The following is a 25,015-nucleotide window of genomic DNA, read 5'->3' as shown; positions in this document are numbered from 1 at the left end:
AAGTCCGACACGGACCCGCTCCTACCCCTGAGCGGGCGTCAACGCAGACGAGACGGTGAGCAGATGGATCTCTTCGAATACCAGGCGAAGGAACTCTTCGCCAAGCATGACGTGCCGACGTCGGCCGGCCGTGTTACCGACACTGTCGCCGGTGCCCGCGAGATCGCGGAGGAAATCGGTAAGCCGGTCATGGTCAAGGCGCAGGTCAAGGTCGGTGGCCGTGGCAAGGCCGGTGGCGTGAAGTACTCGCCCGACGCGGATGCCGCGCAGGCGAACGCCGAGGCGATCCTGGGCCTGGACATCAAGGGTCACGTCGTCAAGAAGCTGCTGGTCGCAGAGGCGAGCGACATCGCTGAGGAGTACTACATCTCCTTCCTGCTCGACCGCACCAACCGCACCTACCTGGCCATGTGCTCGGTCGAGGGTGGCGTCGAGATCGAGGTCACCGCCGAGGAGAACCCCGACGCTCTCGCGAAGATCCCCGTTGACGCCGTCAAGGGTGTCGACCTCGCGTTCGCGCGCAGCATCGCAGAGGCCGGCAAGCTGCCCGCCGAGGTGCTCGACGCCGCGGCCAACACGATCCAGAAGCTGTGGGAGGTCTTCATCAAGGAAGACGCTCTCCTGGTCGAGGTCAACCCGCTCGTCCGTACGCCCGACGACCAGATCCTGGCCCTCGACGGCAAGGTGACGCTGGACGAGAACGCTGGGTTCCGTCAGCCCGGCCACGAGGCTTTCGAGGATCGTGACGCCACCGATCCCCTCGAGCTCAAGGCCAAGGAGAACGACCTCAACTACGTCAAGCTCGACGGCGAGGTCGGAATCATCGGTAACGGCGCCGGCCTGGTCATGTCGACCCTGGACGTCGTCGCGTACGCGGGCGAGAAGCACGGCAACGTCAAGCCCGCCAACTTCCTCGACATCGGTGGCGGCGCCTCGGCTGCCGTCATGGCTGCCGGCCTGGACGTCATCCTGAACGACGCGCAGGTCAAGAGCGTCTTCGTCAACGTCTTCGGTGGCATCACCGCGTGTGACGCGGTCGCCAACGGCATCGTCGGCGCCCTCGAGACCCTGGGCGACGAGGCCAACAAGCCGCTCGTCGTGCGCCTGGACGGCAACAACGTCGAAGAGGGTCGTCGCATCCTCGCCGAGGCCAACCACCCGCTGGTGACGGTCGTCGCAACCATGGACGAGGCTGCCGACAAGGCTGCCGAGCTCGCGTTCGCCGCGAAGTAAGGGACACACACAACAATGGCTATCTTCCTGACCAAGGACTCCAAGGTCATCGTCCAGGGCATCACCGGCGGCGAGGGCACCAAGCACACCGCGCTGATGCTCAAGGCCGGCACCCAGGTCGTCGGTGGCGTCAACGCCCGCAAGGCCGGCACCACGGTCTCGCACACCGACAAGGACGGCAACGCTGTCGAGCTGCCGGTCTTCGCGACCGTCGCCGAGGCCATGAAGGAGACCGGCGCGGACGTCTCGATCGCGTTCGTTCCCCCGGCCTTCTCGAAGGACGCCATCGTCGAGGCCATCGACGCGGAGATCCCGCTGCTCGTGGTCATCACCGAGGGCATCCCGGTGCAGGACTCCGCTTACGCGTGGGCCTACAACGTGGAGAAGGGCAACAAGACCCGCATCATCGGCCCCAACTGCCCCGGCATCATCACCCCGGAGGAGGCCCTCGTCGGCATCACCCCGGCGAACATCGCGGGCAAGGGCCCGGTCGGCCTGGTCTCCAAGTCGGGCACCCTGACCTACCAGATGATGTTCGAGCTGCGTGAGTACGGCTTCTCGACCGCCATCGGCATCGGTGGCGACCCGGTCATCGGCACCACCCACATCGACGCCATCGAGGCGTTCGAGAAGGATCCCGAGACCAAGCTGATCGTGATGATCGGTGAGATCGGTGGCGACGCCGAGGAGCGTGCCGCCGACTACATCAAGGCCAACGTCACCAAGCCGGTCGTCGGCTACGTGGCGGGCTTCACCGCTCCCGAGGGCAAGACCATGGGCCACGCCGGCGCCATCGTCTCCGGTTCCTCGGGCACCGCGCAGGCCAAGAAGGACGCCCTCGAGGCTGCCGGTGTCAAGGTCGGCAAGACGCCGTCCGAGACCGCGGCTCTCGCTCGGGAGATCCTGAAGACCCTCTGATCCACCGTGCGGTGAGCGCTCGCCGCTCACTCGGGGATCTCACGAACGGCGCTCGCAACCAGGACGTTCCGTCCGGTTGCGGGCGCCGTTCGGCGTCTCACACGTCCACCCACCGGACGCCGGCGGGCTCCAATTCTCCTGCGCCGGAGGTGAGTTCGGCGACGATCGCGGCCAGCTGTGCGGGGTTCTTCGTCGCCAGGGTGAAGGTGACCTCGGCGCCGTAGTCGGTGTCGACGACAGGGATCCCACGGCCGCGCAGTTCGGCCTCGATCCGGCCCGCGGTGTCGTGCCCGACGTCGAGCGACAGCAGGTCGAGGCGCTCGCGGCTGAGCAGGCCTGTGCCGGTCGCGGCGGCAGCATCCACGGCCACCGCGACCGCGCCGGAATAGGCGCGCACCAGTCCGCCCGCGCCCAGCTTGATGCCGCCGAAGTACCGGGTCACCACCGCGGCGACGTCCACCAGGTCCCGTGCCCGCAGCACCTGCAACATCGGCACGCCGGCGGTGCCGCCGGGTTCGCCGTCGTCGCCCGACCGTTCGGCCCGCTCGGACGGTTCGTTGCCCGTCACGTACGCCCAGCAGTGGTGCCGCGCGTCGGGATACAGCCGACGCTGCTCGTCCACGAACTCCTGGGCGCCGACCGGGTCGTCGACCCGTCGCAGCGCCGCGATGAACCGCGAATGCTTCACCTCGGTCTCCACGACGACGTCGGAACCGGCGGGCAGCGTGAAGGACATACTTCATCTTCTCTGTTCTCGTGCCCTGGCTGCGTAGCGGGGAGACAATGGGGCGGTCGGGACCGAGCGGAGGCGAGGCGCCATGACCGACGTAGTCCAGTTACCCAGCCGGACCGACCGCGTGCGCCGCGGGGAGGAGACACGTCGCCGCGTGCCGTTCGATGCGCTCGCCGACATCGGTCCCGACGCGGACCGCGATCCACTCGGGCTGCTCGAGGAGCAGGCGCGGACCCGTATCCCCGATCTGGTGCCCGTGCGGTACTCGCGAATGTCGACGACCGCGTTCGCCTTCCTGCGCGGCGCGGCACTCGTGATGGCCGACGACCTGTCGCGGACACCGGACACCGGCCTGCAAGTGCAGTTGTGCGGCGATGCCCATCTCGCCAACTTCGGGATCTTCGCGACGCCGGAACGCCGACTTGCTTTCGACCTCAACGATTTCGACGAGACCTATCCCGGCCCCTTCGAATGGGACGTCAAACGTTTGGTCGCGAGTTTCGAGGTAGCGGCCCGGCAGATCGGATTCGGTGAGAAGCGCCGTTCGCGCATCACCCGGGCGTGCGTCGCCGAATACCGGGAGACCATGGTCAGGCAGGCGGATCTCGGAAACCTTGCCGTCTGGTACGCACATGTCGAACCGGCGAGTGAACTGGCGCAACTGCGAGACGAACTCGACTCGGCTACCCGCAAGAGCAGCCGGAAACTCGTCGAGAAGTCCTGGCGCTACGGCAGTTTGCAGGCGCAGGGGAAGCTGACGGCGGTGGTGGACGGGCGGCGTCGGATCGTCAGCCGTCCACCGTTGGTCGTACCGATCGAGGAGGTGTTCGCCGACGCGGACGCCGACGGTCTGTATCGGGAACTGCGTGGTCGTCTCGGCGAGTACGCCGACACGCTACAGCGCGAGTGTCGGATCCCGTTGGAGCAGTACGAGTTCGTCCAGGCGGCGAGGAAGGTCGTCGGGGTGGGGAGCGTCGGCACCCGGGCCTGGATCCTGCTGCTGCGGGGGCTCGACGACGACGATCCGCTGTTCCTCCAGGCGAAGGAGGCGCAACCGTCGGTGCTCGCGCGGTATCTCGGCGGCCCGTCCTACCGCTGCGAGGGACAGCGAGTGGTCGAGGGGCAGCGGGTGATGCAGGCGGCGAGCGACATCTTCCTGGGTTGGCAGCAGGGGGTGGGGTACGACGGCGTGCGCCGGGACTACTACTTGCGCCAGCTGCGGGACGCCAAGGGGTCGGTGTCGATAGACGGGGCGACCTCGACCGGTGCCGAGATCTACGGCCGACTGTGTGGGCGGGTGCTCGCCCAGGCCCATGCCCGCTCGGGCGATCGGGTCGCGATCGCGGCCTATCTGGGGTCGGGGTCCGGATTCGACGAGGCCGTCACCGCTTTCGCCCGCGCGTACGCGGACCGGAACGCGGACGACCACGCCTTACTGGTCGGAGCGCTCGGGTCCGGGCGGCTCACGCAAGGGTGAGTGTGCACGCTCCGTCGATCACCTGGCCGCGCGAAACTGAGGGTAGCGTTCATGGGGTTGCGGTATCTCGACGAGGAGCAGACATGACTTACACCGACGGAGGGTCCTACGGGCAGCCTTCGAACGCCCCGGCCACGGACGGGACCAAGGGGCTGTCGTTCTATCTCGGACTCGGCGTCCTCACCCTCGGCGTCGTGAACTTCCTGCTCGGGTTCGCCCCCTACGTCGAGAACTCGACGACCGTCGGCTACGGGTTCACGTTCACGCAGGACGCATTCGAGAGCGGCGGCGCGCTGCCGCTGGCGTTCCTGCTGACGGGTGGACTACTCGCCGGGCTGTCGCTGCTGCCCAAGCAGGAGCACGCCGCTCCGGCCGCCGTCGCGTCGGTCGTGGGCTTCCTCGTGTCGTTCGTCTTCATGCTGAGCCTGCCCGGTGGTGGCAGCCTCGCTGCCGGCGGGATCGCGATCCTGATCCTCTCGTTCGTCCAGGCGATGATCGCGGTCGCCGTTTTCCTCTTCGGCGCGGGCATCGTCAAGATGCCGCAGCCGCGGCCGTCGCGCACCCACGTCCATCCGGCCGCGTACGGCCACCCGCAGGGATACAACCCGCAGGCCCCGCAGCAGGGCTACGGTGCACCGCAGGGGTACGGCACCCCGCAGGGCTACCCGCAGCAGATGCCCGGCTACGGCCAGTCCACGCCGCAGGGCCAGCAGGCCTACCCGCAGCAGCCGACGGCCGGATACGGGCAGTTCCAGGCGTACCAGGCGCAGCAGCCGACGCAGCACCTGCCGCAGCAGTCGTCGACGCCGCCGGCCCAGCCGCAGGCTCCGCAGTCCGGTGAGTCGTCCGGCGCCCCGGCCGTGAACCCGACCGACACCACCGGCGCACCCACGCAGGCATTCGACGCGCAGGCGCGCAAGGACGACGACGAGCAGAAGTGACGCAGTGCGCCCCACCGTGCCTCGGCGCGCCTGAGGGGCGTCGCCCCGAGCGGGTGCGACCCTCGATCCGATGACTTCTCTGCTTGCTCGCGGCACCCGCCGCGACACTCCCGGCCGCTCCGACCACACCCCCGAGCAGCTTCGTGCCCTGGTCGGGGTGGCGCTGCGCCCCACGGGCGTCGCGATCGTCCTGATCAGTGCTGCCGTGCTCGTCACATTGGTGTCGTCGAACAGCGACCTGACGGGTGCTGTCGGCGCCATCGCGGCGTGCTGGCTGGCGCTGCACCAGGTGTCGCTGACCGTCACCGACGCACCGCTCGCGATCCTGCCGCTGCTGCCGACGGCGCTGCTGGTGTGGGCCGTCGCGCGGGGCTGTGCCCGGGCGGTGACCCCCCGGTCGTCACTCGCGGACGCGGCGCGGGTCGTCGCGGCCGCGGTCGCCGGCCCGCTGGCGGCGACGCTGATCGCGGCCGCGGTGATCACCGACGCCACCGTCGTCATCCCGCTGGCGGCGCCGAATGTGCTCGAGGCGCTCGCCTGCGTCGTCGGCATCCACCTCGTCGCGGCGTGCGCCGGTGTCGCGGTGGTGATCGGACGTGCCGAGAACGCCCGGTTGGGCGCCCCGGATTGGCTGCCCGACACCGCCCGGCCCGCCACGCGCGCGGCGGGGTTGCTCTTCGCTGCGGGTACCGCGGTGACGGTCGCATCGCTCGTGTGGTCGTGGTCGGAGGTCGGAGACCTGCTCGACGACGACTCCGGGTTCGTCGGGGTGCTGGGCCTGACCGTGCTGTCGGTGCTGTATCTGCCGAACGTCGCGGTCGGTGCCGTCGCCGTGCTCGTCGGCGGCACCGCACACGCGGGCGGGACGGCGTTGAGTGTGTTCGAGATCGTCGGTGGGCCGGTACCGCCGGTCCCGGTGCTCGGTGGCGTGCCCACCGCCCTGGTCGGCAACGCGTGGCCCCTCCTGCTCGTCGTACCGGTGACGGTGGGTGCCCTGCTCGGTCGTGACTGCGGGCGCTTGCGCCTGCCCTTGGCGGAGACCGCCTACACGGTGTTGTGCGCCGCGGCCGGCGTCGGTGTGCTGGCCGCGGTGGTCGGCGCTCTGGCGGGCGGCGACATCGGATCGTACGGGTTCGTGGGGGTGGAACCCCTCGCCTTCGGGCTGGTCACATTCGGCTGGTTGGCCGTGCCGGGTGTCCTCGTCGGGGTGCTTCTCGCGCGACGGGGCGGCGCCGCATCCGACGACGACCAGGCCGGCTCGGCGGACGCGGAAGACGCATCGCCCGAGGCGGCGGCCGGCGAGCCGACCTACGAGGTGAAGCGGCTCGAGCGTCCCGCGATGAGGTACCGTTCGCCGGCCGTTCCCGAGTTGGAACAGGCCGCCGGCGAGACAACCGAGACGACCGAAACCGAGACGGTGGTCGAGGCCGAGATCGTGTCGGAACCGGCGGATTCGTCCGTGGTGGACGAGCCGTCCGGCGGCGCCGCCGGATCGGACGAGGCGATCGAGGCCGTCGTCGAAGAAGTCGTCCAAGCCGACGAAGTGGTCGACGAGGGATCGCGGAAGAACCGGCCGGAGGGCGCCGCAGCCGCCGAAGGCGACCTGCCGGACGGTCCGGTGACCCCCAGCGACTAGGCTTGGGGCGGCCCGTGACGCGGCCGGATCGTCTCGAAAACCAGGAGTAGTGCGCTGACTGCCACGCGTGACCAGCTGCGGCCCATGGTGCCCGCTCGGATTGTCGTACTCGCGTCGGGGACGGGCAGCCTGCTGCAGGCGCTCATCGAGGCCACGCGCGCCGACGGCTACCCCGCGACGATCGTCGCGGTCGGGGTCGACCGGGACTGCGCCGCCACCGATCATGCCGCTGATGCCGGCATCGCGCACTTCAAGGTCGCGCTCCGCGATCACGCCGACCGCGCCGCCTGGGACGTCGCGCTCACCGAGGCCGTGGCCGCGCACCAGCCCGATCTGGTGATCAGTGCCGGTTTCATGAAGATCTTCGGCCCGGCGTTCATGGAACGCTTCGCCGGCCGCATCATCAACACGCACCCCGCGCTGCTGCCGTCGTTCCCCGGCGCACACGCGGTGCGTGACGCGCTCGCGTACGGCGTGCGGATCACCGGATCGACGGTGCATCTGGTCGACTCCGGTGTCGACACCGGCCCGATCCTGGCGCAGGAGCCGGTCGAGGTCCGCGTCGACGACGACGAGGCCGCGCTGCACGAGCGCATCAAGATTGTCGAACGGCGACTACTGGCCGAGGTCGTGGCCGCCGTCGCCCTCCGAGGTGTTGTTTCCGACGGACGAAAGGCCGTGATCCCCAGTGAGTGAACGCAAGGCTGTGCGCCGCGCACTCGTCAGCGTCTACGACAAGACCGGACTGGTCGAACTGGCCACCGGCCTGCACCAGGCCGGTGTCGAGCTGGTGTCCACCGGCTCGACCGCAGCCCAGATCGCCGACGCCGGCATCCCGGTCACCAAGGTCGAGGACCTGACCGGCTTCCCCGAGTGCCTCGAGGGCCGCGTGAAGACGCTGCACCCCCGCGTGCACGCCGGCGTCCTCGCCGACACCCGCAAGCCCGAGCATCTCGCGCAGCTCGAGGAGCTGGGCATCGAGGCGTTCCAGCTGGTGGTCGTGAACCTGTACCCGTTCACGCAGACCGTCGCGTCGGGCGCCACCCCGGACGAGTGCGTCGAGCAGATCGACATCGGCGGCCCGTCGATGGTGCGTGCCGCCGCGAAGAACCACCCGTCCGTCGCGGTCGTCGTCGACCCGAAGAAGTACGAGGGCGTTCTGGCTGCGGTCGAGGCCGGTGGCTTCAACCTCTTCGAGCGCACCGCTCTGGCCGCGCAGGCGTTCCAGCACACCGCGTCCTACGATGTCGCGGTCGCCACCTGGATGACCGAGAGCCTGATCGAGTCCGACGACAAGTTCCCGCGCTGGGTCGGCGCGACGTGGGACCGTTCCGCGGTGCTGCGCTACGGCGAGAACCCGCACCAGGCTGCGGCGCTGTACGGCAACCCGGCCGAGCCGGCCGGTCTCGCGCAGGCGAAGCAGTTGCACGGCAAGGAGATGTCGTACAACAACTACACCGACGGTGACGCCGCGTGGCGTGCCGCGTTCGACCACTCGGAGCCCGCGGTCGCGATCATCAAGCACGCCAACCCGTGCGGCATCGCGGTCGGCGCCGATATCGCCGAGGCGCACCGCAAGGCGCACGCGTGCGACCCGGTGAGCGCTTACGGCGGCGTGATCGCCGCCAACCGCGAGGTGACCGTCGAGATGGCCGAGCAGGTCGCCGACATCTTCACCGAGGTCATCATCGCGCCGTCCTACGCGGACGGGGCGATCGGTGTGCTGCAGCGCAAGAAGAACATCCGCGTCCTCGAGGCGGCCGCACCCACCGCGACCGGCATCGAACTGCGCCCGATCTCCGGCGGCACACTGCTGCAGGAGCGCGACGTCCTCGACGCCGAGGGCGACAACCCGGCCAACTGGACGCTGGTCGTCGGCGAGGCCGCGGACGAGAAGACCCTCGCGGACCTCGAGTTCGCGTGGCGCGCCTGCCGCGCCGTGAAGTCCAACGCGATCCTGCTCGCGAACGACGGCGCCTCGGTGGGTGTCGGCATGGGCCAGGTCAACCGCGTCGACTCCGCGCACCTCGCGGTGCAGCGTGCCGGTGACCGCGCCAAGGGTTCGGTGGCCGCGTCCGACGCGTTCTTCCCGTTCCCCGACGGACTGCAGGTCCTGCTCGACGCCGGCGTCCGCGCCGTCGTCCAGCCGGGCGGCTCGGTCCGTGACAACGAGGTCATCGAGGCCGCCCGCGAGGCCGGCGTCACCCTCTACCTGACCGGTGCGCGCCACTTCGCGCACTGATCGAAAGCCTCTGCAGCGCTCCCTCTTCCGGAGTTCGCGGGCCTCAGGCCGCGAGCCCGGACGGGGGAGCGTTGTGCTGTGCCGAGGCGAGCAGGGTGCGGGCGCGGGCGTCGTCGGTGCCTGCGACGACCAAGCGGGCCGCCCCGCGGGCGATCAGTTCGCTGAGCAGTTCCGTCGCGCCGGCGTCCTGACCGGGGTCGACGTGGCGCAGATCGACGGTGACGACCTGCCCGGTGAGATCGCCGGGCAGATCCTGGGTGGTGGTGCCACCGGCACCGTGTCGAGTGGCGCCACCGGCGCCGAGTCGAAGTTTCATGTGGTTCTCCTGACTGGATGTAGGTAAAAGAAAAGGCACCCGAGGCGGTGTGCCTTCGGGTGCCCGAGAGAGGTTCCGGTTACGGGGAACTCGTCTCTCGGGGCCACCTGAAGAAGGCTGCGTGGCTGTGCTGCGCGGGTACGGCGAAGAATGCGTGCTTCGAAGCGTGCTTGGCGTATACGTGCATTGATGAAAATGCCGGGATCTTGCCGTGCATCGCGACCGTACCTTTCTCGTGTGTGCCCGTCGGTTAACGGAGAACCATACAGCAGTGTCCGCCGGACGACATCTCGGTTTTTCGTCGAGCGTGTCGCCGGCGGCACGGGGAGTGACGTCAGAGGCTGCGGAGCCAGCCCTCGAATCCGCTGGTGAACTCGGTCGACCAGGGCAGCGGCTCGATGTAGTCGGCACCGGTCGAGGCGGCTGCGCCGATCTCCTTGAGTACGTGATTCGCCGTCGTCATCCGCACCGACGTGAGCGCGGTGTGGGCGAGGGCGGCGTCGAGGGCGTCGACGTCGGCGCAGTCGAGCTGGATGTCCTTGGCGGAGCAGCTCGTCACGACCGGCAGGCCGGCGGGCAGGCGACGCGCGAGCTCACGCGGGTCGAGCGCGTCCTCCTCCGCGAGCGCCCGCGCGTTCGCCGGAACCAGGCCGGCCGCGCGCAGCGGATCGGGCAGGTCGTCGCTGAGCGTGGCATCGGTGCGCAGCGACTCGACGGCACCGGCCAGTGCCAGCCGCAGTTCGTCGGCCAGTTCGACGGGCAGCTGCCCTGCCCCGACGACCGCGGTGAGCTGGCTGTCGATCTGCGTGGTCAGCAGGTCCAGCAGACGCACGCTGAGCGGCTCGAGCAGGCCCAGTCCGGCGACCGTCGCGCCGCTGTCGGCGAGGGCCAGCGCGATGAGCGCACCCTCGCTGTGCCCGACGACGGACACGCGTTCCGGGTCGACGGCCGCGCGGCCGGACAGGAAGGCCAGTGCGGCGGCGGCGGAGTCGGTGAACACCGAGAAGCCCAGGTCACCGATGTCCTCGACGTCGTACGGGCCGAGCCCGGTGGTGCCGCTGCCGAGCTTGTCGTAGCGCAGGCTCGCGAACCCGTGCTCTTCGAGCAGGTCCGCCAGGAACTCGAGGGTGCCGATCGAGCCGGGCAGCAGGGCGCTGTCGCCGTTGCGGTCGGTGGGACCGCTGCCGGCGAGCAGCAGCACCGCGGGCGCGGGCGAGTCCGCGTCGGCGCCCGCGGGGAGACGGAGGCTGCCGTGCAGCGTGATGTCGCCGGTGGTGAAGGTGATCTCGAAGTCGGGCATGACGTGTGTCTATCAGAGCCGGGGAAATCGCAGCGCACACGACGGCCGTTCAGGTGCCGAATCGCCAGAACGCTCGTAACTTGGAGTGGTGACTGCCACACCGCCTGCGTACCTGCCCCGGACACTCGGCGAACTCCGGGCGTCCGGCCACGTCCAGCGTTCGGTCAAGGACGAGATGCGGGAGAACCTGCTCGTGTCGCTGCGCGACGGCTACGACCCGTGGCCCGGCATCGTCGGCTTCGAGGAGACGGTGTTGCCGCAACTCGAGCGGGCGCTCATCGCCGGTCACGACGTCGTGCTGCTCGGCGAGCGCGGCCAGGGCAAGACCCGTCTGCTGCGCACCCTCCAGCTGCTGCTCGACGAGTGGACACCGGTGATCGCCGGCTCCGAACTGGGCGAGCACCCGTACGAGCCGATCACGCCGATCTCGCTGCGGCGGGCCGCCGAACTGGGCGACGCGCTGCCGGTCGCGTGGCGGCACCGCAGCGAGCGGTACGCGGAGAAGCTCGCGACGCCTGACACATCGGTCGCCGACCTCGTCGGCGACGTCGACCCGATCAAGGTCGCGGAAGGACGCAGCCTCGGCGACCCTGAGACCATCCACTTCGGCCTGGTGCCGCGCGCCCACCGCGGCATCGTCGCGATCAACGAGCTGCCGGACCTGGCCGAGCGGATCCAGGTGTCGCTGCTCAACGTGATGGAGGAACGCGACATCCAGGTCCGCGGCTACACGCTGCGGCTGCCGCTCGACGTGCTGCTGGTGGCCAGCGCGAACCCGGAGGACTACACCAACCGCGGACGGATCATCACCCCGCTCAAGGACCGCTTCGGCGCCGAGATCCGCACGCACTACCCGTCGCTGCTCGAGGACGAGATCGCGGTGATCCGGCAGGAGGCGAACCTCCAGGCCGCCGTCCCGCACCACCTGCTCGAGGTCCTGGCCCGGTTCACCCGGCTGCTGCGCGAGTCGACGTCGGTGGACCAGCGGTCGGGGGTGTCGGCCCGCTTCGCGGTGGCCGGTGCCGAGACCGTCAGCGCGGCCGCGGTGCACCGCAGCGCGATCCTCGGCGAGGCGGAGGCGGTGGCCCGGCCGATCGACCTCGGCACGATCGTCGAGGTGCTGCGCGGCAAGGTCGAGTTCGAATCCGGGGAGGAGGGGCGCGAACTGGAGATCCTCGAGCACCTGCTGCGCCGGGCGACCGCCGACACCGCCCGCCTCCGGCTCGGCGGCATCGACCTCGCGCCGCTCGTGACCGCCGTCGAGCTGGGACAGCCGGTGGTGACCGGGGAGCGGGTCACCGCGAAGGCCCTGCTCGGCGAGCTGCCGGAACTCGAGGTGCTCGACGAGGTCGCCGAGCGCCTCGGTGCCCAGTCCGACGGCGAACGCGCGTCCGCCGCGGAACTCGCGCTCGAGGGCCTGTACCTGGCCCGGCGGATCTCGAAGAACCCGGACGAGAACGGGCAGGCGGTGTACTCATGAGGACGGCGGCCTCGTGAGTCCGGCTCGCGGCGCACGGTATGGCCCGTACGAGGGCGGCGATCCACTGGCCCCGCCGGTGGATCTGCGGGAGGCGCTGGCCGCGATCGGCGACGACGTGCTCGAGGGGGCGTCGCCGCGGCAGGCGCTGCGGGAGTTGCTGCGCCGCGGATTCGGCGACCGGCGCGGACTCGACGACCTGGCCGCGCAGGCCAACCGGCGACGCCAGGAGTTGTTGTCGCGCAACAACCTCGGTGGGACGCTCGACGAGGTGCGGGAACTGCTCGACCGCGCGGTGCTCGAGGAGCGCAAGACCCTGGCCCGCGCCCTCGACGACGACGCCCGGTTCGCGGAGATGCGGATCGAGGAACTGCCGCCGTCGACGGCGCAGGCGGTCGCCGACCTCGCCGACTACGACTGGCGCAGCAGTCAGGCCCGCGAGGACTACGAGAAGATCCGAGACCTGCTCGGCCGTGAACTGCTCGACCAGCGGTTCGACGGAATGAAGCGGATGCTCGAGGGTGCGACGGACGAGGACCGTCAGCGCATCCGGGAGATGCTCGAGGACTTGAACTCGTTGCTGGACAGCCATGCTCGCGGCGAGGACACCACCGAGCAGTTCCGGGAGTTCATGGACCGGCACGGCGAGTTCTTCCCCGAGAACCCGCGCAACACCGACGAGTTGCTGGACTCGCTGGCACGTCGGGCCGCGGCCGCGCAGCGGCTGCGCAACTCGCTCACCCACGACCAGCGCGCGGAGCTGGACGCGTTGGCGCAGCAGGCATTCGGGGATCCCTCGCTGACGAGCCAGCTGGACCGACTGGACGCGCACCTGCAGGCCGCCCGGCCCGGCGAGGACTGGGACGGATCGGCACAGTTCCGTGGTGACGAGGGCCTGGGCCTGGGGGAGGGGACGTCGGCCGTCGCGGATGTCGCCGACCTCGAGCGGCTGTCCGAGCAACTGTCGCAACAGTATCCGGGCGCCCAACTCGACGACATCGACACCGAGGCGCTCGCCCGGCAACTCGGGGACCAGGCCGTCGCCGACGCCCGCACCCTCGCCGACCTCGAGCGGGCGCTGCAGCAGCAGGGTTTCTTCGATCGTGCCCCCGACGGTCAGTGGCGGCTGTCGCCGAAGGCGATGCGCCAGTTGGGGCAGACGGCGCTGCGCGACGTCGCCGGTCGGCTCGCCCACCGCGGCGGCCAGCGCGAGACCCGGCGCGCCGGCTCGATGGGCGAGCCGACCGGGGCGTCACGGGCCTGGGAGTTCGGCGACACCGAGCCGTGGGACGTCACCCGGACCCTGACGAACGCGATCCTGCGCGAGCCGGGCCGGAGGCCGGTGCGGATGACGGTCGCCGACGTCGAGGTCGCCGAGACCGAGCAGCGGGCGCAGGCCGCCGTCGCGCTGCTGGTGGACACGTCGTTCTCGATGGTGATGGACGGGCGCTGGGTCCCGATGAAACGCACCGCCCTCGCGCTGAATCACCTGGTGACCACGCGGTTCCGGGGAGATGCATTGCAGCTCATCGGTTTCGGCCGCTACGCGCAGACTCTCAGCGCCGCCGAACTCGCCGGCCTGGACGGGGCCTGGGACCAGGGCACCAACCTGCACCACGCGCTGCTGCTCGCGGCCCGGCACCTGCGCCGGCACCCCGACGCGCAGCCCGTCGTGCTGATCGTCACCGACGGCGAGCCCACCGCGCACCTCGAGCCCGACGGGCAGGCGTTCTTCGACTACCCGCCGAGCGTGCGGACGCTGGGGCTGACGGTGCGCGAACTCGACACCCTCGCCCGACTCGGCGCCCAGGTCACCATCTTCAGACTCGGCGACGACCCCGGCCTGGCCCGCGTCGTGGACCGGATGGCGGAGCGCGTCGGCGGCCGGGTCGTCGCGCCCGACCTGGACGGACTCGGCGCCGCGGTGGCCAGCGACTACATGCGGATGCGCCGGCCGGGTCGGTGATCGCGGGCGTCAGGGCTGACTGGCGATCTGGATGAGGTTGCCGCACGTGTCGTCGAGGACGGCCGTGGTGACGGGCCCCATCGAGAGCGGTTCCTGCGTGAACACGACGCCGAGCGCCTTCAGTCGCCCGTACTCGGCCTGGACGTCGTCGACGGCGAAGGACGCCGCCGGAATCCCGTCCGCGACGAGGCCCTTCTTGTAGGCCTGGGCCGCCGGGTGCTGGTCGGGCTCGAGGAGCAGTTCGGTGCCGTCCGGGTTCTCGGGGGAGACGACGGTGAGCCACTTGTGTTCGCCGAGAGGGACTTCGGTCTTCTTCACGAAGCCGAGGACGTCGGTGTAGAACGCGAGGGCCTTGTCCTGGTCGTCGACGTGCACGCTCGTCAGGTGGATTCTCATCTATTCCCTTCCTCTCTGTCCGGCTCAGGCGGGTTCCACGATCATCGGCGCGATCGGGGTACCGGTGGGGTCGAACAGGTTTCGAGCGCACGAGTTGCATTCGCCTTCATCGGGCCGGGAATCCGAGACGGACAGCAGCCACATGTTCATGGCGCCGCACGGGCAGTCGATGATGTAGATCAACTCGGACGCGGGCCGATCGAGGCCCCAAGAGCGAATCGATTCATCCGTGCGGCGCATGACGCCGACACGGTACGTATCGTCGCCGAACCGCAGTTCGCCGAGTGCCAGCCCCGCAGGCGCGAGGGCGTCATCCACGGCGCGCAGGATCGCCGGCACATGTTCACCGCGCGCCAGGTCGTCGGATCCGGCGGCATCCCTGGCCGCAGATGCCACGGCATCGGCAACGGCGTGGCCCCTGCCGAAGGCCTCCACTCGCCGCGCCACGAACTGCGATATCTGTCCGAGATGCTCCTCGCCGGACCAGTCGACGGACAGAAGGACGCCCGCCCGGAGCAGGGAATCCACCACGTCGTCCCCATCGAGCGGGAACCCCCGCTCGGCCGTCTCGAGAAAGAACGCCATATCGCTCATGCGGCCAGCCTAGACACGCACCGGATCGAAGCGACGTCAGGCCAGCAACGCCGCCACGAGCGCAATCGCGGGGATCGACGCGAGGGTCGTGACGAAGGCGGCATCGCGGGCGAGGACCGTGCCGCGCTGGTACCGGCTGGCGTAGACGAAGACGTTCTGCGCGGTCGGCAGCGTCGAGACGACGACGATCGCGAACAGCTCGTGGCCGTCGAGGCCCAACAGGAAGCGGGCCATCAGGTAGCCGAGGACGGGTTGGACGCAGATCTTGAGCACCGACGCGAGCGCGACGTCGCGGCGCGGACTCGCGCCCTTCTCCAGGACCCGCACCCCGTAGAGCGACAGGCCGAACGCCAGCAGCGCACCGGGAACCGAGGCCCCGCCGATCAGGCGGAACGGCTGCATCAGCGCCTCGGGCGGCGTCCACCCGGACACCGCGACGGCCAGGCCGGCGGCACCCGCGAGCACGATCGGATTCTTGAACGGCGCGGTGATCGTCTCCAGCCGGGAGGCGCCCTGGCGCATCGTGCTGATGTCGAGCACCGTCAGCGCGATCGGCGAGAAGATCATGATCTGGAACAGCAGCAGCGGCGCGACGAACGACGCGTCACCGAGCACGAACACCGCGATCGGGATGCCGAGGTTGGCGGAGTTCACGTACGACGACGCCAGCGCGCCGATCGTCAGTTCCGGGAGCGGCCGACGCAGCCACAGGCGCGCGATCACCAGATAGATGCCGGCGACGACGAATGCGGTGGCCGCCGCGACCGCCAGAGTGGGGGAGAAGACCACCGACAGATCGGAGTTCGCGAGGGTGTCGAACAGCAGCGCCGGCGTCGCGACGAAGAACACCAGTCGGCTCAGGACGAACTGGCCGTGATCCCCGAGGGTGCCGCTGCGACCGAGGAAGTACCCGATCGCGATGACGACGAAGATAACCGTGAAACCCGCGACCACACCCGACACGCCGCGGGGCACCTCCAAACCGAACCGAAACTCGGCGGAAAGTCTAGACCTACTCGAGGCGGAAGATGCCGTCGGTCGGGTCGAAGCGGACGCGACGCGAATCGAACGCCCGCCGGATCGCGCCCGACTCGACGAGGGCGGCCGGCGTGCCGTCGACGACGGTGCCGTCCCCGGCGGCCAGCCACACGTGCCGCGACGTCCGCAGCACCAGTTCGACATCGTGGGTGGAGAGCAGCACGGTGATGCCGGCGTCGTCGGCGATCTCCTCGAGCAGCGCCAGGAGTTCGACCCGGGCGGCGACGTCGAGGAACGCGCTGGGCTCGTCCAACACCAGCAGCGAAGGCTGCTGGACCAGCGCCCGCGCGATCAGCACCCGCTGACGCTGCCCGTCGGACATCTCGTGCAGCCGGACGTCGGCCAGGGGCGTGGCGCCCATCCGCTCGAGGCTGTCGGCGATCAACTGCTTCTCGCCGGCGCTGAGCCGCGACGCGAACCCCTGGTGCGGCAGCCTGCCGAGCGCGGCCACCTCGCCGCCGGTGAGCAGGCCGCCGTCGACCCGGTCGGTGAGGACCACCGCGATCCGCCGGGCCCGCTGCGCCGGCGGCAGGGACGTGACGTCGACGCCGTCGAGTCGCACCGCCCCGCCGAGCACCCGCTGCAGCCCGGCGACCGACCGCAGCAGCGTCGACTTGCCGGCACCGTTCGGGCCGAGCAGCGCCGTCACCTGCCCGGAGTGCGCGGTCAGGTGCAGGTCGGTGAGGACCTTGCGCGGCGGGCGTCCCGGGTAGCCGACGGTCACGCCGTCGAGCACGAGAGTCATGCCATGCCCGCCTTCGCCCGGCGCGAGCGCAGCAGCACCAGGATCACGACCGGCGCGCCGACGAGCGCGGTCACCACGTTCAGCGGCAGCACGCCGTCGCGTCCCGGAAGCTGCGCCACCACCGAGCACAGCAGCGACACCGCCGCGCCCATCAGGATCGCGCCGGGCAGCAGCAGCCGGTGATCCGACGTCCGCAGCGCGAGCCGCGCCAGGTGCGGGACCGCGATGCCGAGGAACGCGATGGGTCCGCAGAACGCCGTGACCACGCCCGCGAGCAGGGCGGACGAGGTGATCGCGACGGCCCGGGTGCGCGGCAGGTGCACGCCCATCGAACTCGCGTAGTCCTCGCCGAGCAGCATCGCGTTGAGCGGGCGCACCAGCGTCGCGGCCAGCACCAGGCCGACGAGCACGACGGGCACCAGCACCCGCAGATCCGACCACGACGCGCCCGCATAGGAGCCGAGGCTCCACAGGATGAACTGCTGCATCTGGGCGGGCTGCGAGAACGCGACCAGCAGGGAGACGACGGCGCTGGTGACCGAGCCGACCATGACGCCGACGATCAGCAACGTCACCACCGACTGCACCCACCGCGAGATCGCGAGCACCACGAGCAGCACCACGAGCGCGCCCACCGCGGCGGCGGCCGCGATCCCGAGTCTGCCGGTGCCGGCCACGGCCGCGAACACGCCCGCCCCGGTGCCCGAGCCGAGCACGACCAGCGCGACACCGAGGCTCGCGCCGGACGACACCCCGAGGATGTACGGGTCGGCGAGCGGGTTCGCGAACAGCGTCTGCATCAGCAGGCCCGCGACCGCGAGGGCGGCACCCGCGCACGCCGCCGTCACGACCCGGGGCAACCGGATGTCCTCGATCAGCGTGGTCCAGCGGCCGGTGCCCGCGTCCCCGGTGAACAGGTAGCGGACGGTGGCGTCGAACGGAACGGTCACCGACCCGACCGACACGGCCAGCACGGTCGCCGCGACGACGAGCGCGACGAGCGCGGTGACGGCGGCTGCGGTGCGGTTCACTGCAGGCGACGGTAGAACGTGAACTCGTGGCCGGGCAGCAGGTCCGGGTGCGCGATCGCGATGAGATCGGCCAGCACCAGGTCGGGCCGCAGGACACCCTGCTCGTAGATGTCGAGGGCGCCGGCGTCGGTCACGCGGTTCGACGACGTCCACACCTGGCCGTCCCGGAACGCCGCGAACTCGGCCAGGCGCGGTTCGGCGCCGATCGCCTCGGCCTTGCTGGTGTTCGAGGACGTGCTGATCGCGAGCGGGATGTCGCCGGCCTTCGCGAACACCGTCTCGAGGTCGGTCTGCAGGCTGCCGGTGCCCGGCTCGCTCATCCACGGGTGCGTGATGTGGGCGGTGGCGTACAGGTCGTTGGAGTAGCTGGCCAGCGGCACCGACCAGGCGCCCTGGTACGGCAGGCCCGGGACGATCGGCACGGGCGCCGTGTTTGCGGCCAGGGTCGTGTACTTGTCGTACTCGGCGACGATGCCGTCGAACGTCTCGGTGGCCTGCTTCTCGGTGCCGGTCAGCGCCGCGAAGAACTTGATCCACTCGGCGCGGCCCAGCGGGTTCGTCTCGAGCCAGTCGTAGTTGTCGAGGACCGGGATCTGCGCGCGCTCGATCACCGCGAACGCCGGATCGGTGAAGCCGCCGGTGACGAACGCCTGCGGGGCGTGGGCGACGACCGCCTCGGCGTCCACCTGGCCGGCCGTGGCGAACTGCACGACGCCGGCGTCGGCGATGTGATCGCGGGCGGTCTGGCTGTAGACGTAATCGGCGCTCGCGAAACCGGTGAGGGTGTCGAGCTTGCCGAGCGCCTCGAGGCTCGGCAGGTGCGTCGTGGACTCGGCGAACAGGTCCGTCACGGGCGTGGTGACCTGCTGGGCGGCGGCCAGGTCGCCCTTCATGTCGGGCGTCGGGGCGCCGCACCTGGTGAGCACGTACGACTCGTCGGCCTGGCCGGGCTGCCGGACGGTGAGCACCTGGTACGAGTTGTGGTACTCGATGTCGAAGTTCTGTGCGTACTCGACGGTCTGCTTGTCCGGGAAGTAGTCGACGCTCGGGTCGAAGTCGGTGATGCAGCCCTCGGCGTCGGACGCCGACGGCGAGGAATCGGACGAGCAGGCCGTCAGGCCACCCACGGCGAGGGCGGTCGCGGCGAGGAAAGCGGCGGTACGGATCGGAAACGACACCCGGAGAATCTAGCGCGACGCCGAACGCGCGAGGCCGCGCAGTCTCTGCGACTGCGCGGCCTCGCGCGGGATTCGGCGGGGTGCTACCGGCTGGTGAACGGCAGCAGTGCCATCTCGCGGGCGTTCTTCACCGCGACGGCGACCTGACGCTGCTGCTGCGGGGTCAGGCCCGTGACGCGCCGGCTGCGGATCTTGCCGCGATCGGAGATGAACGTGCGGAGCAGGTTCACGTCCTTGTAGTCGACGTACTCGATCTTGGCCGCGAACAGCGGATTCTTCTTGGGCTTGCGGCCCGCGTCCGCGCCGCGTCCCTTCTTCGACGGTGCCCTCTTGACTGCCATTGCTCTTCCTTACCAGCTCGACTTGTGTACGCCTGGCAGTTCCCCGCGGTGGGCCATCTCGCGTACCCGCACGCGGGAAAGACCGAATTTCCGCAGGTGACCGCGCGGACGTCCATCCGCAGCGTCTCGATTGCGCAATCGTACCGGACTGGCGTTCCGCGGCAGCCCTGCCAGCCGAAACTGTGCGGCGGAACGTTCCTCGGGCGTGCTGGACGGACGCCGGATCGTCTCCTTCAGTTCGGCCCGCAGTGCGGCATAGCGCGCGACGACCAGCTTGCGCTGCTCGTTCCGGACGATCTTCGACTTCTTCGCCATGCGGTCAGCGCTCCTCTCGGAAGTCGACGTGCCGGCGCACCACCGGGTCGTAGCGGCGCAGCACCAGTCGGTCGGGGTCGTTGCGCCGGTTCTTCCGGGTGACGTACCGGTAGCCGGTGCCCGCCGTCGAGACGAGCTTGACCAGCGTGCGGATCTCGTTGCGTGCCATGGTTTTCAGACCCTCTCTCCGGCCGCCCGCATCCGGGCGACGACGGCCTCGATGCCGTCGCGGTCGATCGTTCGGATGCCCTTGGGGGTCAGGCGCAGGGTGATCCGGCGGCCCTCGCCGGGCAGGAAGTACGTCTTGGTCTGGATGTTCGGGTTCCAGCGCCGACTGGTCCGTCGGTGGGAGTGCGAGACGGACCGACCGAAGCCGGGTCGTCTGCCGGTCACCTGGCAGCGAGCGGACACGGGTGCTCCTTTCCGGCCGCGGACGGCCAGCTAATGAAAACGATTGTCGTTAACCGCTCGATGAGTGTAGTCTCGACAATCGTTAATGACAATCATTTTCGAAAGGGGCTCGATTGTGGCTGCGAAGCCGGACGGCCGCACTCCGCTGATCGTGGTGAGTGGATGGAGCGGGCCGGTTCACGAGACCGCGCACTCGTTCCTCGGCGACCGGGAGACACCCACCGTCGTGGTGCGTCACGACCTCGGCGACCTCGGCCAGGGTGTCGTGCGCCGGACGGTCACGACCGGGCCGGTGGATGCGCCCGAGGTGACCACCGAGGTCCTCGAACTGGCCCACGGATGCGTGTCCTGCACGCTCCGCTACGACCTGCTGCCGCTGCTGCGGAGACTGCACGCCCGAAGCTCGGTCGGCCGCATCGTCCTCGAACTCGACCCCGCGCTCGAGCCCGAGGCCGTGTGCTGGGCGGTGGAGCACGTCCCGGTGGTCGGCGTCGTCGGACAACTCGACGGACCCGCGGGCCGCGACGTCCGGGTCGAGGCCGTCGTCACCTGCCTCGACGTCGACGCCTGGTGGGACGCCGTGACCGGCGACGAGGAACTCGGCGACGACCGGACCGTCGCCCAGGTCGCCGTCGGACAGGTGGCGTTCGCCGACGCCCTCGTCGTCGACGCCCACGACCCCTGGCTGACGCACCGGGTGGCGGCGGTGCTCGCGAGGCTCGCCCCCGGCTGCCCGACGTCCGCCGTGCCGAACGGTCCGGCGCTGCTGGCGCGCGTCGGAGCCGACGCCCGCCGCGGCCGCGTCGACGGCGCCCACTCGCCGCTGCTCCGCTGCCGTCCGCCACTCGACACCGACCACGGCGTCGCACTCGTCGAGTTCACCGCTCGGCGACCGTTCCACCCCGGACGGTTGCACGAGGCGATCGACGTGCTGCTCGACGGCGTCGTCACCGCGCGCGGCCGACTCTGGCTCGCCACCCGCCCCGACGTCGCGCTCTGGCTCGAATCGGCGGGCGGGGGACTACGGGTCGCCGCGGCCGACCGCTGGCTCGCAGACCTGACCGACGACGAACTGCGCGACGTCGACGCCGAGCGTCGCGCACTCGCCGCCCTGCGCTGGGACGAGCGGTTCGGCGACCGGGACACCTCGATCGTCGTCCTCGTCCACGACGCCGAACCCGCCGCGATCACCGCGGCGCTCGACTGGGCGCTGCTCACCGAACGCGAACTCGCCGACGAGGCGTCGTGGCCCACGTGGGACGACCCGTTCGGCGAATTCCACACCGACCCCTGCGCCCCGACCTCCCTGGGCGCACTCGAGAAGAACGGAGAAACGACATCGTGAAACCCGGCATCCATCCCGACTACCGCCCCGTGGTGTTCCAGGACGCGGGCACCGGCACCGCCTTCCTCACCAGGTCCACCGCCCGGACCGAACGCACCGTGCGCTGGGCGGACGGGCGCAGCTACCCGCTCGTCGTCGCCGACGTGACCAGCGCGTCCCACCCGTTCTGGACCGGCGCGGACCGCATCGTCGACACCGAGGGGCGGGTCGAGAAGTTCGAGCGCCGGTACGGTCGCCGGACGCGTCCCGGAACGCGGGAGGGCTGAGCGGTGGCGGTACCCAAGCGGCGCATGTCCCGCGCCAACACCCGCAGCCGGCGGGCGCAGTGGAAGGCGTCCGTCCCGGATCTGGTGACCGTCACGGTCGGTGGGACGGCGTACCGCGTGCCGCGCCGACTGGTCCGCGGCATACGACTCGGCGTGGTCGATCCGTCGCGCCTGTGATCGCGGGCGGCAGGTCCGTGCGAGGCTGTCCGCGTGCTGCTGAAGATCCTCGAACTGGTGGGCATCGTGGCGTTCGCCGCATCGGGTGCCCTGGTCGGGGTCAGCAAGCGCTTCGACATCTTCGGGGTGTGCGTCGTCGGTGTGTTCACCGGCATCGGCGGCGGCATCGTCCGTGACCTGCTGCTCGGGATCCATCCGCCGACGTCGCTGACCAGTTGGCCGTTGTTCGGCACGGCGGCGGCGACGTCGGTGATCGTGTTCTTCGTGCACTCCGCGCTGGGGAAGTTGCGGCGCGAGATCCTCGTGCTCGACGCCCTCGGCATGGGCCTGTTCGCGAGCACCGGCGCGACGATCGCGCTCGAGGCTGACGCGGGCCCGCTCGCGTCCGCCCTGATCGGGGCGACCGCAGCCATCGGGGGTGGCATCCTGCGCGACGTGCTGGTCAACGAGGTCCCGCTGCTGCTGCATCGGGACCTGTATGCGATCCCGGCGCTGCTGGGGGCGGCGCTGGTCGTCGCGGGGTCGTCGGCGGGCATGACCCACAACTGGGCCCTGGTGCTGGGCACGGTGGTCGCGACGACGTTGCGACTGGTCGCGATGTGGCGGCGCTGGAGCCTGCCCGGCCCCCGGACAGCGTCCGACTGAGCCGACACGCGGGTCTACTCCGCGGGACCTCTCAGCGGGATCTCAGTCGGTCGGGCCAAAATGTCGGCATGCGCATTTTGGTGGTCGACGACGACCGGGCGGTCCGCGAGTCGCTGCGGCGGTCCCTCAGCTTCAACGGCTACACCGTCGACCTCGCCGTCGACGGGGTCGACGCGCTCGAGAAGGTGACAGCGTCCCGCCCGGACGCGCTGGTGCTCGATGTCATGATGCCGCGACTCGACGGGCTCGAGGTGTGTCGTCGGCTCCGCAGCACCGGCGACGACCTCCCCATCCTCGTCCTGACCGCGCGCGACTCGGTGTCCGAACGGGTTGCCGGACTCGACGCCGGCGCCGACGACTACCTGCCCAAGCCGTTCGCGCTCGAGGAACTGCTGGCGCGGCTACGGGCCCTGCTGCGCCGTGCGGCCCCCGCCGCCGGTGAGGACTCGGAGACGATGAAGTTCGAGGACCTCACGCTCGACCCGGTCACCCGCGAGGTGACCCGTGGCGGCCGCTCGATCAGCCTCACCCGCACCGAGTTCGCGTTGCTCGAGATGCTGATGGCGAACCCGCGCCGGGTGCTCTCGCGCAGTCGCATCCTCGAGGAGGTGTGGGGGTACGACTTCCCGACGTCGGGCAACGCGCTCGAGGTGTACGTCGGCTACCTGCGCCGCAAGACCGAGGCCGACGGCGAGCCCCGGTTGATCCACACGGTGCGCGGCGTCGGATACGTGCTGCGGGAGACGCCACCGTGATGGTCACCCCCTTCGGTCGGGCGGGTGCCCGTCCCAACGGCCCGGAAACCCCGCTCGGCCCGATGCCGCCGCCCCGGCACGAGATGCGCCCGCCGATGCCGCTGACCCGCTCGGTGTCGCTGCGCTGGCGTGTGACGTTGCTCGCGGCGTCGGTCGTCGCCATCGCCGTGGCCGTCATGGCCGTCGCCGCCTACGCGGTGGTGTCGCGCGCCCTGTACGCCGACGTCGACAAGCAGTTGCAGTCGCGGGCGTCGGCGATCGTCGACAACGACCTCATCACCTTCGACCCGCGGTACGTCGCGGGCGCGACGCTGTACACGAGCGACATCAGCGTGGCGCTGATCTTCCCCGACCTGAACAAGTACATCCCGCCGGGATCGGTGGTGCCGATCGGCGCGCCCGAACTCGCGGTGGCCCGTGGACAACGCGACTTCTCGCTGCGGACGGTCGAGGACAATCGGGTGCTCGCCGAACGCACGCGCGACGGCAGCACGCTGGTGATCGCGCAGCGACTCCAGCCCACGAAGGACGTCCTCGACCGCCTCGCCTGGGTGCTCTTCGTCGTCGGCGGCTGCGGCGTCGTCCTGGCGGCGGCCGCGGGAACCACGGTGGGGCGGACCGGGCTGAGACCGATCGGCCGGCTCACCGCCGCCACCGAACGCGTCGCGCGCACCGACGACCTCACGCCGATCCCGGTCACCGGCAACGACGAACTGGCCCGTCTGACGGTCAGTTTCAACACGATGCTGCGCGCGCTGGCCGAGTCCCGGGTGCGGCAGAGCCGGCTCGTCGCCGACGCCGGACACGAGCTCCGCACCCCGCTCACCTCGCTGCGCACCAACATGGAGTTGCTCATCGCGTCCAGCCGTCCCGGGGCGCCGCACATCCCGGACGAGGACATGGCCGAACTCCGCGCCGACGTCATCGCGCAGATCGAGGAGCTGTCCACCCTCGTCGGCGATCTCGTGGACCTCGCGCGGGAGGACGCGCCGGAGACCGTCTTCGAACTCGTCGATCTCCGCGAGGTCGTGGAGCGGTCGCTCGAGAAGGCGCGGCGGCGGCGCAACGAGATCGACTTCGAGGCGGTCACGACACCGTGGTTCGTCTACGGCGACCAGGCCGGGTTGTCCCGGGCGGTGCTCAACGTGCTCGACAACGCGGCGAAGTGGAGCCCGTCCGGCGAACGCGTCGACGTCATGATGCGGCAGATCGGGGACCGGCTGCTCGAACTCACCGTCGACGACGCCGGCCCCGGCATCCCGATCGAGGAGCGCGAGCTGGTCTTCGAGCGGTTCTACCGCGCCACCGCGTCGCGGTCGATGCCCGGATCGGGGCTCGGCCTGGCGATCGTCCGGCAGGTGGTCGTCAAGCACGGCGGCACGATCGCCGTCGAGACGTCCGATCGCGGCGGCGCCCGCATCCGCATCGTGCTGCCGGGCGAACCGGACGCCGACGCCCGCTGAGCGGGGCCGGCCGGGCACCCCGGTGTGATCTCGGTGGCATTCGTGGCAAGTCCACGGGAAACTGAAAGCGGCGTCT

The 25,015-nt window shown here is 70.4% G+C and carries 28 protein-coding genes; 15 read left to right on the top strand and 13 right to left on the bottom strand.

Annotated features, from left to right (window positions below; genetic code table 11):
* Positions 1–63 precede the first annotated feature (63 nt).
* Together sucC and sucD are read left to right on the top strand one after the other, a co-directional pair.
* Entirely contained in the window at positions 64–1,233 is a 1,170-nt protein-coding gene (gene sucC, locus EGT67_RS06070) for an ADP-forming succinate--CoA ligase subunit beta (RefSeq protein WP_127915150.1), read from the top strand.
* Between the two features lie 15 nt (positions 1,234–1,248).
* Positions 1,249–2,151, top strand: coding sequence for a succinate--CoA ligase subunit alpha (sucD, locus tag EGT67_RS06065; protein ID WP_127915149.1), 903 nt, complete (start codon positions 1,249–1,251; stop codon positions 2,149–2,151).
* A 97-nt stretch (positions 2,152–2,248) separates the two neighbouring features.
* Here the strand turns inward: sucD and EGT67_RS06060 are convergent, their stop codons facing one another.
* Positions 2,249–2,887 (bottom strand): IMPACT family protein, encoded by a 639-nt coding sequence (locus EGT67_RS06060; RefSeq protein WP_127915148.1) that lies wholly within the window; start codon positions 2,885–2,887, stop codon positions 2,249–2,251.
* 82 nt (positions 2,888–2,969) lie between these two features.
* Between EGT67_RS06060 and EGT67_RS06055 the strand changes: the two genes are divergently transcribed.
* The 5 genes from EGT67_RS06055 to purH all read left to right on the top strand — a co-directional run bounded on the left by EGT67_RS06055 (position 2,970) and on the right by purH (position 9,180).
* Positions 2,970–4,361 (top strand): DUF2252 domain-containing protein, encoded by a 1,392-nt coding sequence (locus EGT67_RS06055; protein ID WP_127915147.1) that lies wholly within the window; start codon positions 2,970–2,972, stop codon positions 4,359–4,361.
* A gap of 83 nt (positions 4,362–4,444) precedes the next feature.
* A complete protein-coding gene (locus EGT67_RS06050) occupies positions 4,445–5,302 on the top strand; it encodes a DUF5336 domain-containing protein (protein ID WP_127915146.1) in 858 nt (285 codons plus the stop codon).
* 70 nt (positions 5,303–5,372) lie between these two features.
* Positions 5,373–6,938: a cell division protein PerM gene (locus EGT67_RS06045; protein WP_127915145.1), complete on the top strand. Its 1,566-nt coding sequence runs from the start codon at positions 5,373–5,375 to the stop codon at positions 6,936–6,938.
* An 84-nt stretch (positions 6,939–7,022) separates the two neighbouring features.
* On the top strand, positions 7,023–7,634 hold the full coding sequence (gene purN, locus EGT67_RS06040) for a phosphoribosylglycinamide formyltransferase (protein WP_206612294.1): 612 nt from the start codon (positions 7,023–7,025) through the stop codon (positions 7,632–7,634).
* Positions 7,627–9,180, top strand: a complete 1,554-nt coding sequence (gene purH / locus EGT67_RS06035) for a bifunctional phosphoribosylaminoimidazolecarboxamide formyltransferase/IMP cyclohydrolase (RefSeq protein ID WP_127915144.1) — start codon at positions 7,627–7,629, stop codon at positions 9,178–9,180. The genes purN and purH overlap by 8 nt, the downstream gene beginning before the upstream one ends.
* A gap of 43 nt (positions 9,181–9,223) precedes the next feature.
* On the opposite strand, the gene EGT67_RS06030 is transcribed toward purH, so the two are convergent.
* Positions 9,224–9,496, bottom strand: coding sequence for a hypothetical protein (locus EGT67_RS06030; RefSeq protein WP_127915143.1), 273 nt, complete (start codon positions 9,494–9,496; stop codon positions 9,224–9,226).
* 334 nt (positions 9,497–9,830) lie between these two features.
* On the bottom strand, positions 9,831–10,796 hold the full coding sequence (locus EGT67_RS06025; RefSeq protein WP_127915142.1) for an alpha/beta hydrolase: 966 nt from the start codon (positions 10,794–10,796) through the stop codon (positions 9,831–9,833).
* Positions 10,797–10,881: 85 nt separating this feature from the next.
* On the opposite strand from EGT67_RS06025, the gene EGT67_RS06020 reads away from it, so the two are divergent.
* Positions 10,882–12,276, top strand: a complete 1,395-nt coding sequence (locus EGT67_RS06020; protein WP_421958096.1) for an ATP-binding protein — start codon at positions 10,882–10,884, stop codon at positions 12,274–12,276.
* Between the two features lie 13 nt (positions 12,277–12,289).
* Positions 12,290–14,239, top strand: coding sequence for a vWA domain-containing protein (locus tag EGT67_RS06015; protein ID WP_127915141.1), 1,950 nt, complete (start codon positions 12,290–12,292; stop codon positions 14,237–14,239).
* Between the two features lie 9 nt (positions 14,240–14,248).
* Here EGT67_RS06015 and EGT67_RS06010 read toward each other — a convergent pair whose 3' ends face one another.
* The 10 genes from EGT67_RS06010 to rpmB all read right to left on the bottom strand — a co-directional run bounded on the left by EGT67_RS06010 (position 14,249) and on the right by rpmB (position 20,288).
* Complete coding sequence (locus EGT67_RS06010; RefSeq protein ID WP_127915140.1) at positions 14,249–14,635, bottom strand: VOC family protein; 387 nt, start codon at positions 14,633–14,635, stop codon at positions 14,249–14,251.
* 24 nt (positions 14,636–14,659) lie between these two features.
* Complete coding sequence (locus EGT67_RS06005) at positions 14,660–15,229, bottom strand: DUF6630 family protein (protein WP_127915139.1); 570 nt, start codon at positions 15,227–15,229, stop codon at positions 14,660–14,662.
* Positions 15,230–15,265: 36 nt separating this feature from the next.
* The gene (locus EGT67_RS06000; RefSeq protein ID WP_127915138.1) at positions 15,266–16,192 is read right to left on the bottom strand and encodes an AEC family transporter; all 927 of its coding nucleotides are present in this window, start codon (positions 16,190–16,192) and stop codon (positions 15,266–15,268) included.
* Between the two features lie 49 nt (positions 16,193–16,241).
* On the bottom strand, positions 16,242–17,012 hold the full coding sequence (locus EGT67_RS05995; protein ID WP_127915137.1) for an ABC transporter ATP-binding protein: 771 nt from the start codon (positions 17,010–17,012) through the stop codon (positions 16,242–16,244).
* On the bottom strand, positions 17,009–18,043 hold the full coding sequence (locus EGT67_RS05990; protein ID WP_127915136.1) for a FecCD family ABC transporter permease: 1,035 nt from the start codon (positions 18,041–18,043) through the stop codon (positions 17,009–17,011). The genes EGT67_RS05995 and EGT67_RS05990 overlap by 4 nt, the downstream gene beginning before the upstream one ends.
* Positions 18,040–19,221 carry an ABC transporter substrate-binding protein gene (locus EGT67_RS05985; RefSeq protein ID WP_127915135.1) on the bottom strand — a complete coding sequence of 394 codons (1,182 nt, stop codon included), beginning with the start codon at positions 19,219–19,221 and terminating at the stop codon, positions 18,040–18,042. Before EGT67_RS05985 ends, EGT67_RS05990 begins: the two co-directional genes overlap by 4 nt.
* Positions 19,222–19,304: 83 nt before the next feature.
* Entirely contained in the window at positions 19,305–19,562 is a 258-nt protein-coding gene (gene rpsR / locus EGT67_RS05980) for a 30S ribosomal protein S18 (RefSeq protein WP_031940661.1), read from the bottom strand.
* A gap of 9 nt (positions 19,563–19,571) precedes the next feature.
* Positions 19,572–19,877 carry a 30S ribosomal protein S14 gene (gene rpsN, locus EGT67_RS05975; protein ID WP_127915134.1) on the bottom strand — a complete coding sequence of 102 codons (306 nt, stop codon included), beginning with the start codon at positions 19,875–19,877 and terminating at the stop codon, positions 19,572–19,574.
* A gap of 4 nt (positions 19,878–19,881) precedes the next feature.
* Positions 19,882–20,046: a 50S ribosomal protein L33 gene (gene rpmG, locus EGT67_RS05970; protein WP_127915133.1), complete on the bottom strand. Its 165-nt coding sequence runs from the start codon at positions 20,044–20,046 to the stop codon at positions 19,882–19,884.
* 5 nt (positions 20,047–20,051) lie between these two features.
* A complete protein-coding gene (gene rpmB, locus EGT67_RS05965) occupies positions 20,052–20,288 on the bottom strand; it encodes a 50S ribosomal protein L28 (RefSeq protein ID WP_127915132.1) in 237 nt (78 codons plus the stop codon).
* A gap of 115 nt (positions 20,289–20,403) precedes the next feature.
* Here rpmB and mrf point away from each other — a divergent pair, with 115 nt between their 5' ends.
* From mrf to EGT67_RS05935, 6 genes are all read left to right on the top strand, one after another.
* The gene (mrf, locus tag EGT67_RS05960) at positions 20,404–21,633 is read left to right on the top strand and encodes a ribosome hibernation factor-recruiting GTPase MRF (RefSeq protein WP_421958095.1); all 1,230 of its coding nucleotides are present in this window, start codon (positions 20,404–20,406) and stop codon (positions 21,631–21,633) included.
* On the top strand, positions 21,630–21,899 hold the full coding sequence (locus tag EGT67_RS05955; RefSeq protein ID WP_127915130.1) for a type B 50S ribosomal protein L31: 270 nt from the start codon (positions 21,630–21,632) through the stop codon (positions 21,897–21,899). The genes mrf and EGT67_RS05955 overlap by 4 nt, the downstream gene beginning before the upstream one ends.
* A gap of 3 nt (positions 21,900–21,902) precedes the next feature.
* Positions 21,903–22,076 (top strand): 50S ribosomal protein L32, encoded by a 174-nt coding sequence (rpmF, locus tag EGT67_RS05950; protein WP_127915129.1) that lies wholly within the window; start codon positions 21,903–21,905, stop codon positions 22,074–22,076.
* Positions 22,077–22,109: 33 nt separating this feature from the next.
* Positions 22,110–22,721, top strand: coding sequence for a trimeric intracellular cation channel family protein (locus tag EGT67_RS05945; protein WP_127915128.1), 612 nt, complete (start codon positions 22,110–22,112; stop codon positions 22,719–22,721).
* 68 nt (positions 22,722–22,789) lie between these two features.
* A complete protein-coding gene (locus EGT67_RS05940) occupies positions 22,790–23,476 on the top strand; it encodes a response regulator transcription factor (protein ID WP_127915127.1) in 687 nt (228 codons plus the stop codon).
* A complete protein-coding gene (locus EGT67_RS05935; protein WP_421958100.1) occupies positions 23,476–24,939 on the top strand; it encodes a HAMP domain-containing sensor histidine kinase in 1,464 nt (487 codons plus the stop codon). Before EGT67_RS05940 ends, EGT67_RS05935 begins: the two co-directional genes overlap by 1 nt.
* The last annotated feature ends 76 nt before the right edge of the window (positions 24,940–25,015 follow it).

It is taken from the genome of Prescottella agglutinans, from assembly GCF_004011865.1.
In the GTDB taxonomy this organism is placed as follows: Bacteria; Actinomycetota; Actinomycetes; order Mycobacteriales; family Mycobacteriaceae; genus Prescottella; species Prescottella agglutinans.
This window is presented reverse-complemented; position numbering and strand designations above follow the sequence as displayed.

Coding starts and splice junctions, on each gene's coding strand:
- EGT67_RS05935 (WP_421958100.1), top strand. CDS start 23,476: ATGGTCACCCCCTTCGGTCGGGCGGGTGCCCGTCCCAACGGCCCGGAA.
- purN (WP_206612294.1), top strand. CDS start 7,023: ATGGTGCCCGCTCGGATTGTCGTACTCGCGTCGGGGACGGGCAGCCTG.
- EGT67_RS06010 (WP_127915140.1), bottom strand. CDS start 14,635: ATGAGAATCCACCTGACGAGCGTGCACGTCGACGACCAGGACAAGGCC.
- EGT67_RS06025 (WP_127915142.1), bottom strand. CDS start 10,796: ATGCCCGACTTCGAGATCACCTTCACCACCGGCGACATCACGCTGCAC.
- rpmG (WP_127915133.1), bottom strand. CDS start 20,046: ATGGCACGCAACGAGATCCGCACGCTGGTCAAGCTCGTCTCGACGGCG.
- EGT67_RS06030 (WP_127915143.1), bottom strand. CDS start 9,496: ATGAAACTTCGACTCGGCGCCGGTGGCGCCACTCGACACGGTGCCGGT.
- EGT67_RS06005 (WP_127915139.1), bottom strand. CDS start 15,229: ATGAGCGATATGGCGTTCTTTCTCGAGACGGCCGAGCGGGGGTTCCCG.
- EGT67_RS06045 (WP_127915145.1), top strand. CDS start 5,373: ATGACTTCTCTGCTTGCTCGCGGCACCCGCCGCGACACTCCCGGCCGC.
- EGT67_RS06055 (WP_127915147.1), top strand. CDS start 2,970: ATGACCGACGTAGTCCAGTTACCCAGCCGGACCGACCGCGTGCGCCGC.
- rpsN (WP_127915134.1), bottom strand. CDS start 19,877: ATGGCGAAGAAGTCGAAGATCGTCCGGAACGAGCAGCGCAAGCTGGTC.
- EGT67_RS06050 (WP_127915146.1), top strand. CDS start 4,445: ATGACTTACACCGACGGAGGGTCCTACGGGCAGCCTTCGAACGCCCCG.
- EGT67_RS05940 (WP_127915127.1), top strand. CDS start 22,790: ATGCGCATTTTGGTGGTCGACGACGACCGGGCGGTCCGCGAGTCGCTG.
- sucD (WP_127915149.1), top strand. CDS start 1,249: ATGGCTATCTTCCTGACCAAGGACTCCAAGGTCATCGTCCAGGGCATC.
- EGT67_RS05995 (WP_127915137.1), bottom strand. CDS start 17,012: ATGACTCTCGTGCTCGACGGCGTGACCGTCGGCTACCCGGGACGCCCG.
- rpsR (WP_031940661.1), bottom strand. CDS start 19,562: ATGGCAGTCAAGAGGGCACCGTCGAAGAAGGGACGCGGCGCGGACGCG.
- EGT67_RS06060 (WP_127915148.1), bottom strand. CDS start 2,887: ATGTCCTTCACGCTGCCCGCCGGTTCCGACGTCGTCGTGGAGACCGAG.
- sucC (WP_127915150.1), top strand. CDS start 64: ATGGATCTCTTCGAATACCAGGCGAAGGAACTCTTCGCCAAGCATGAC.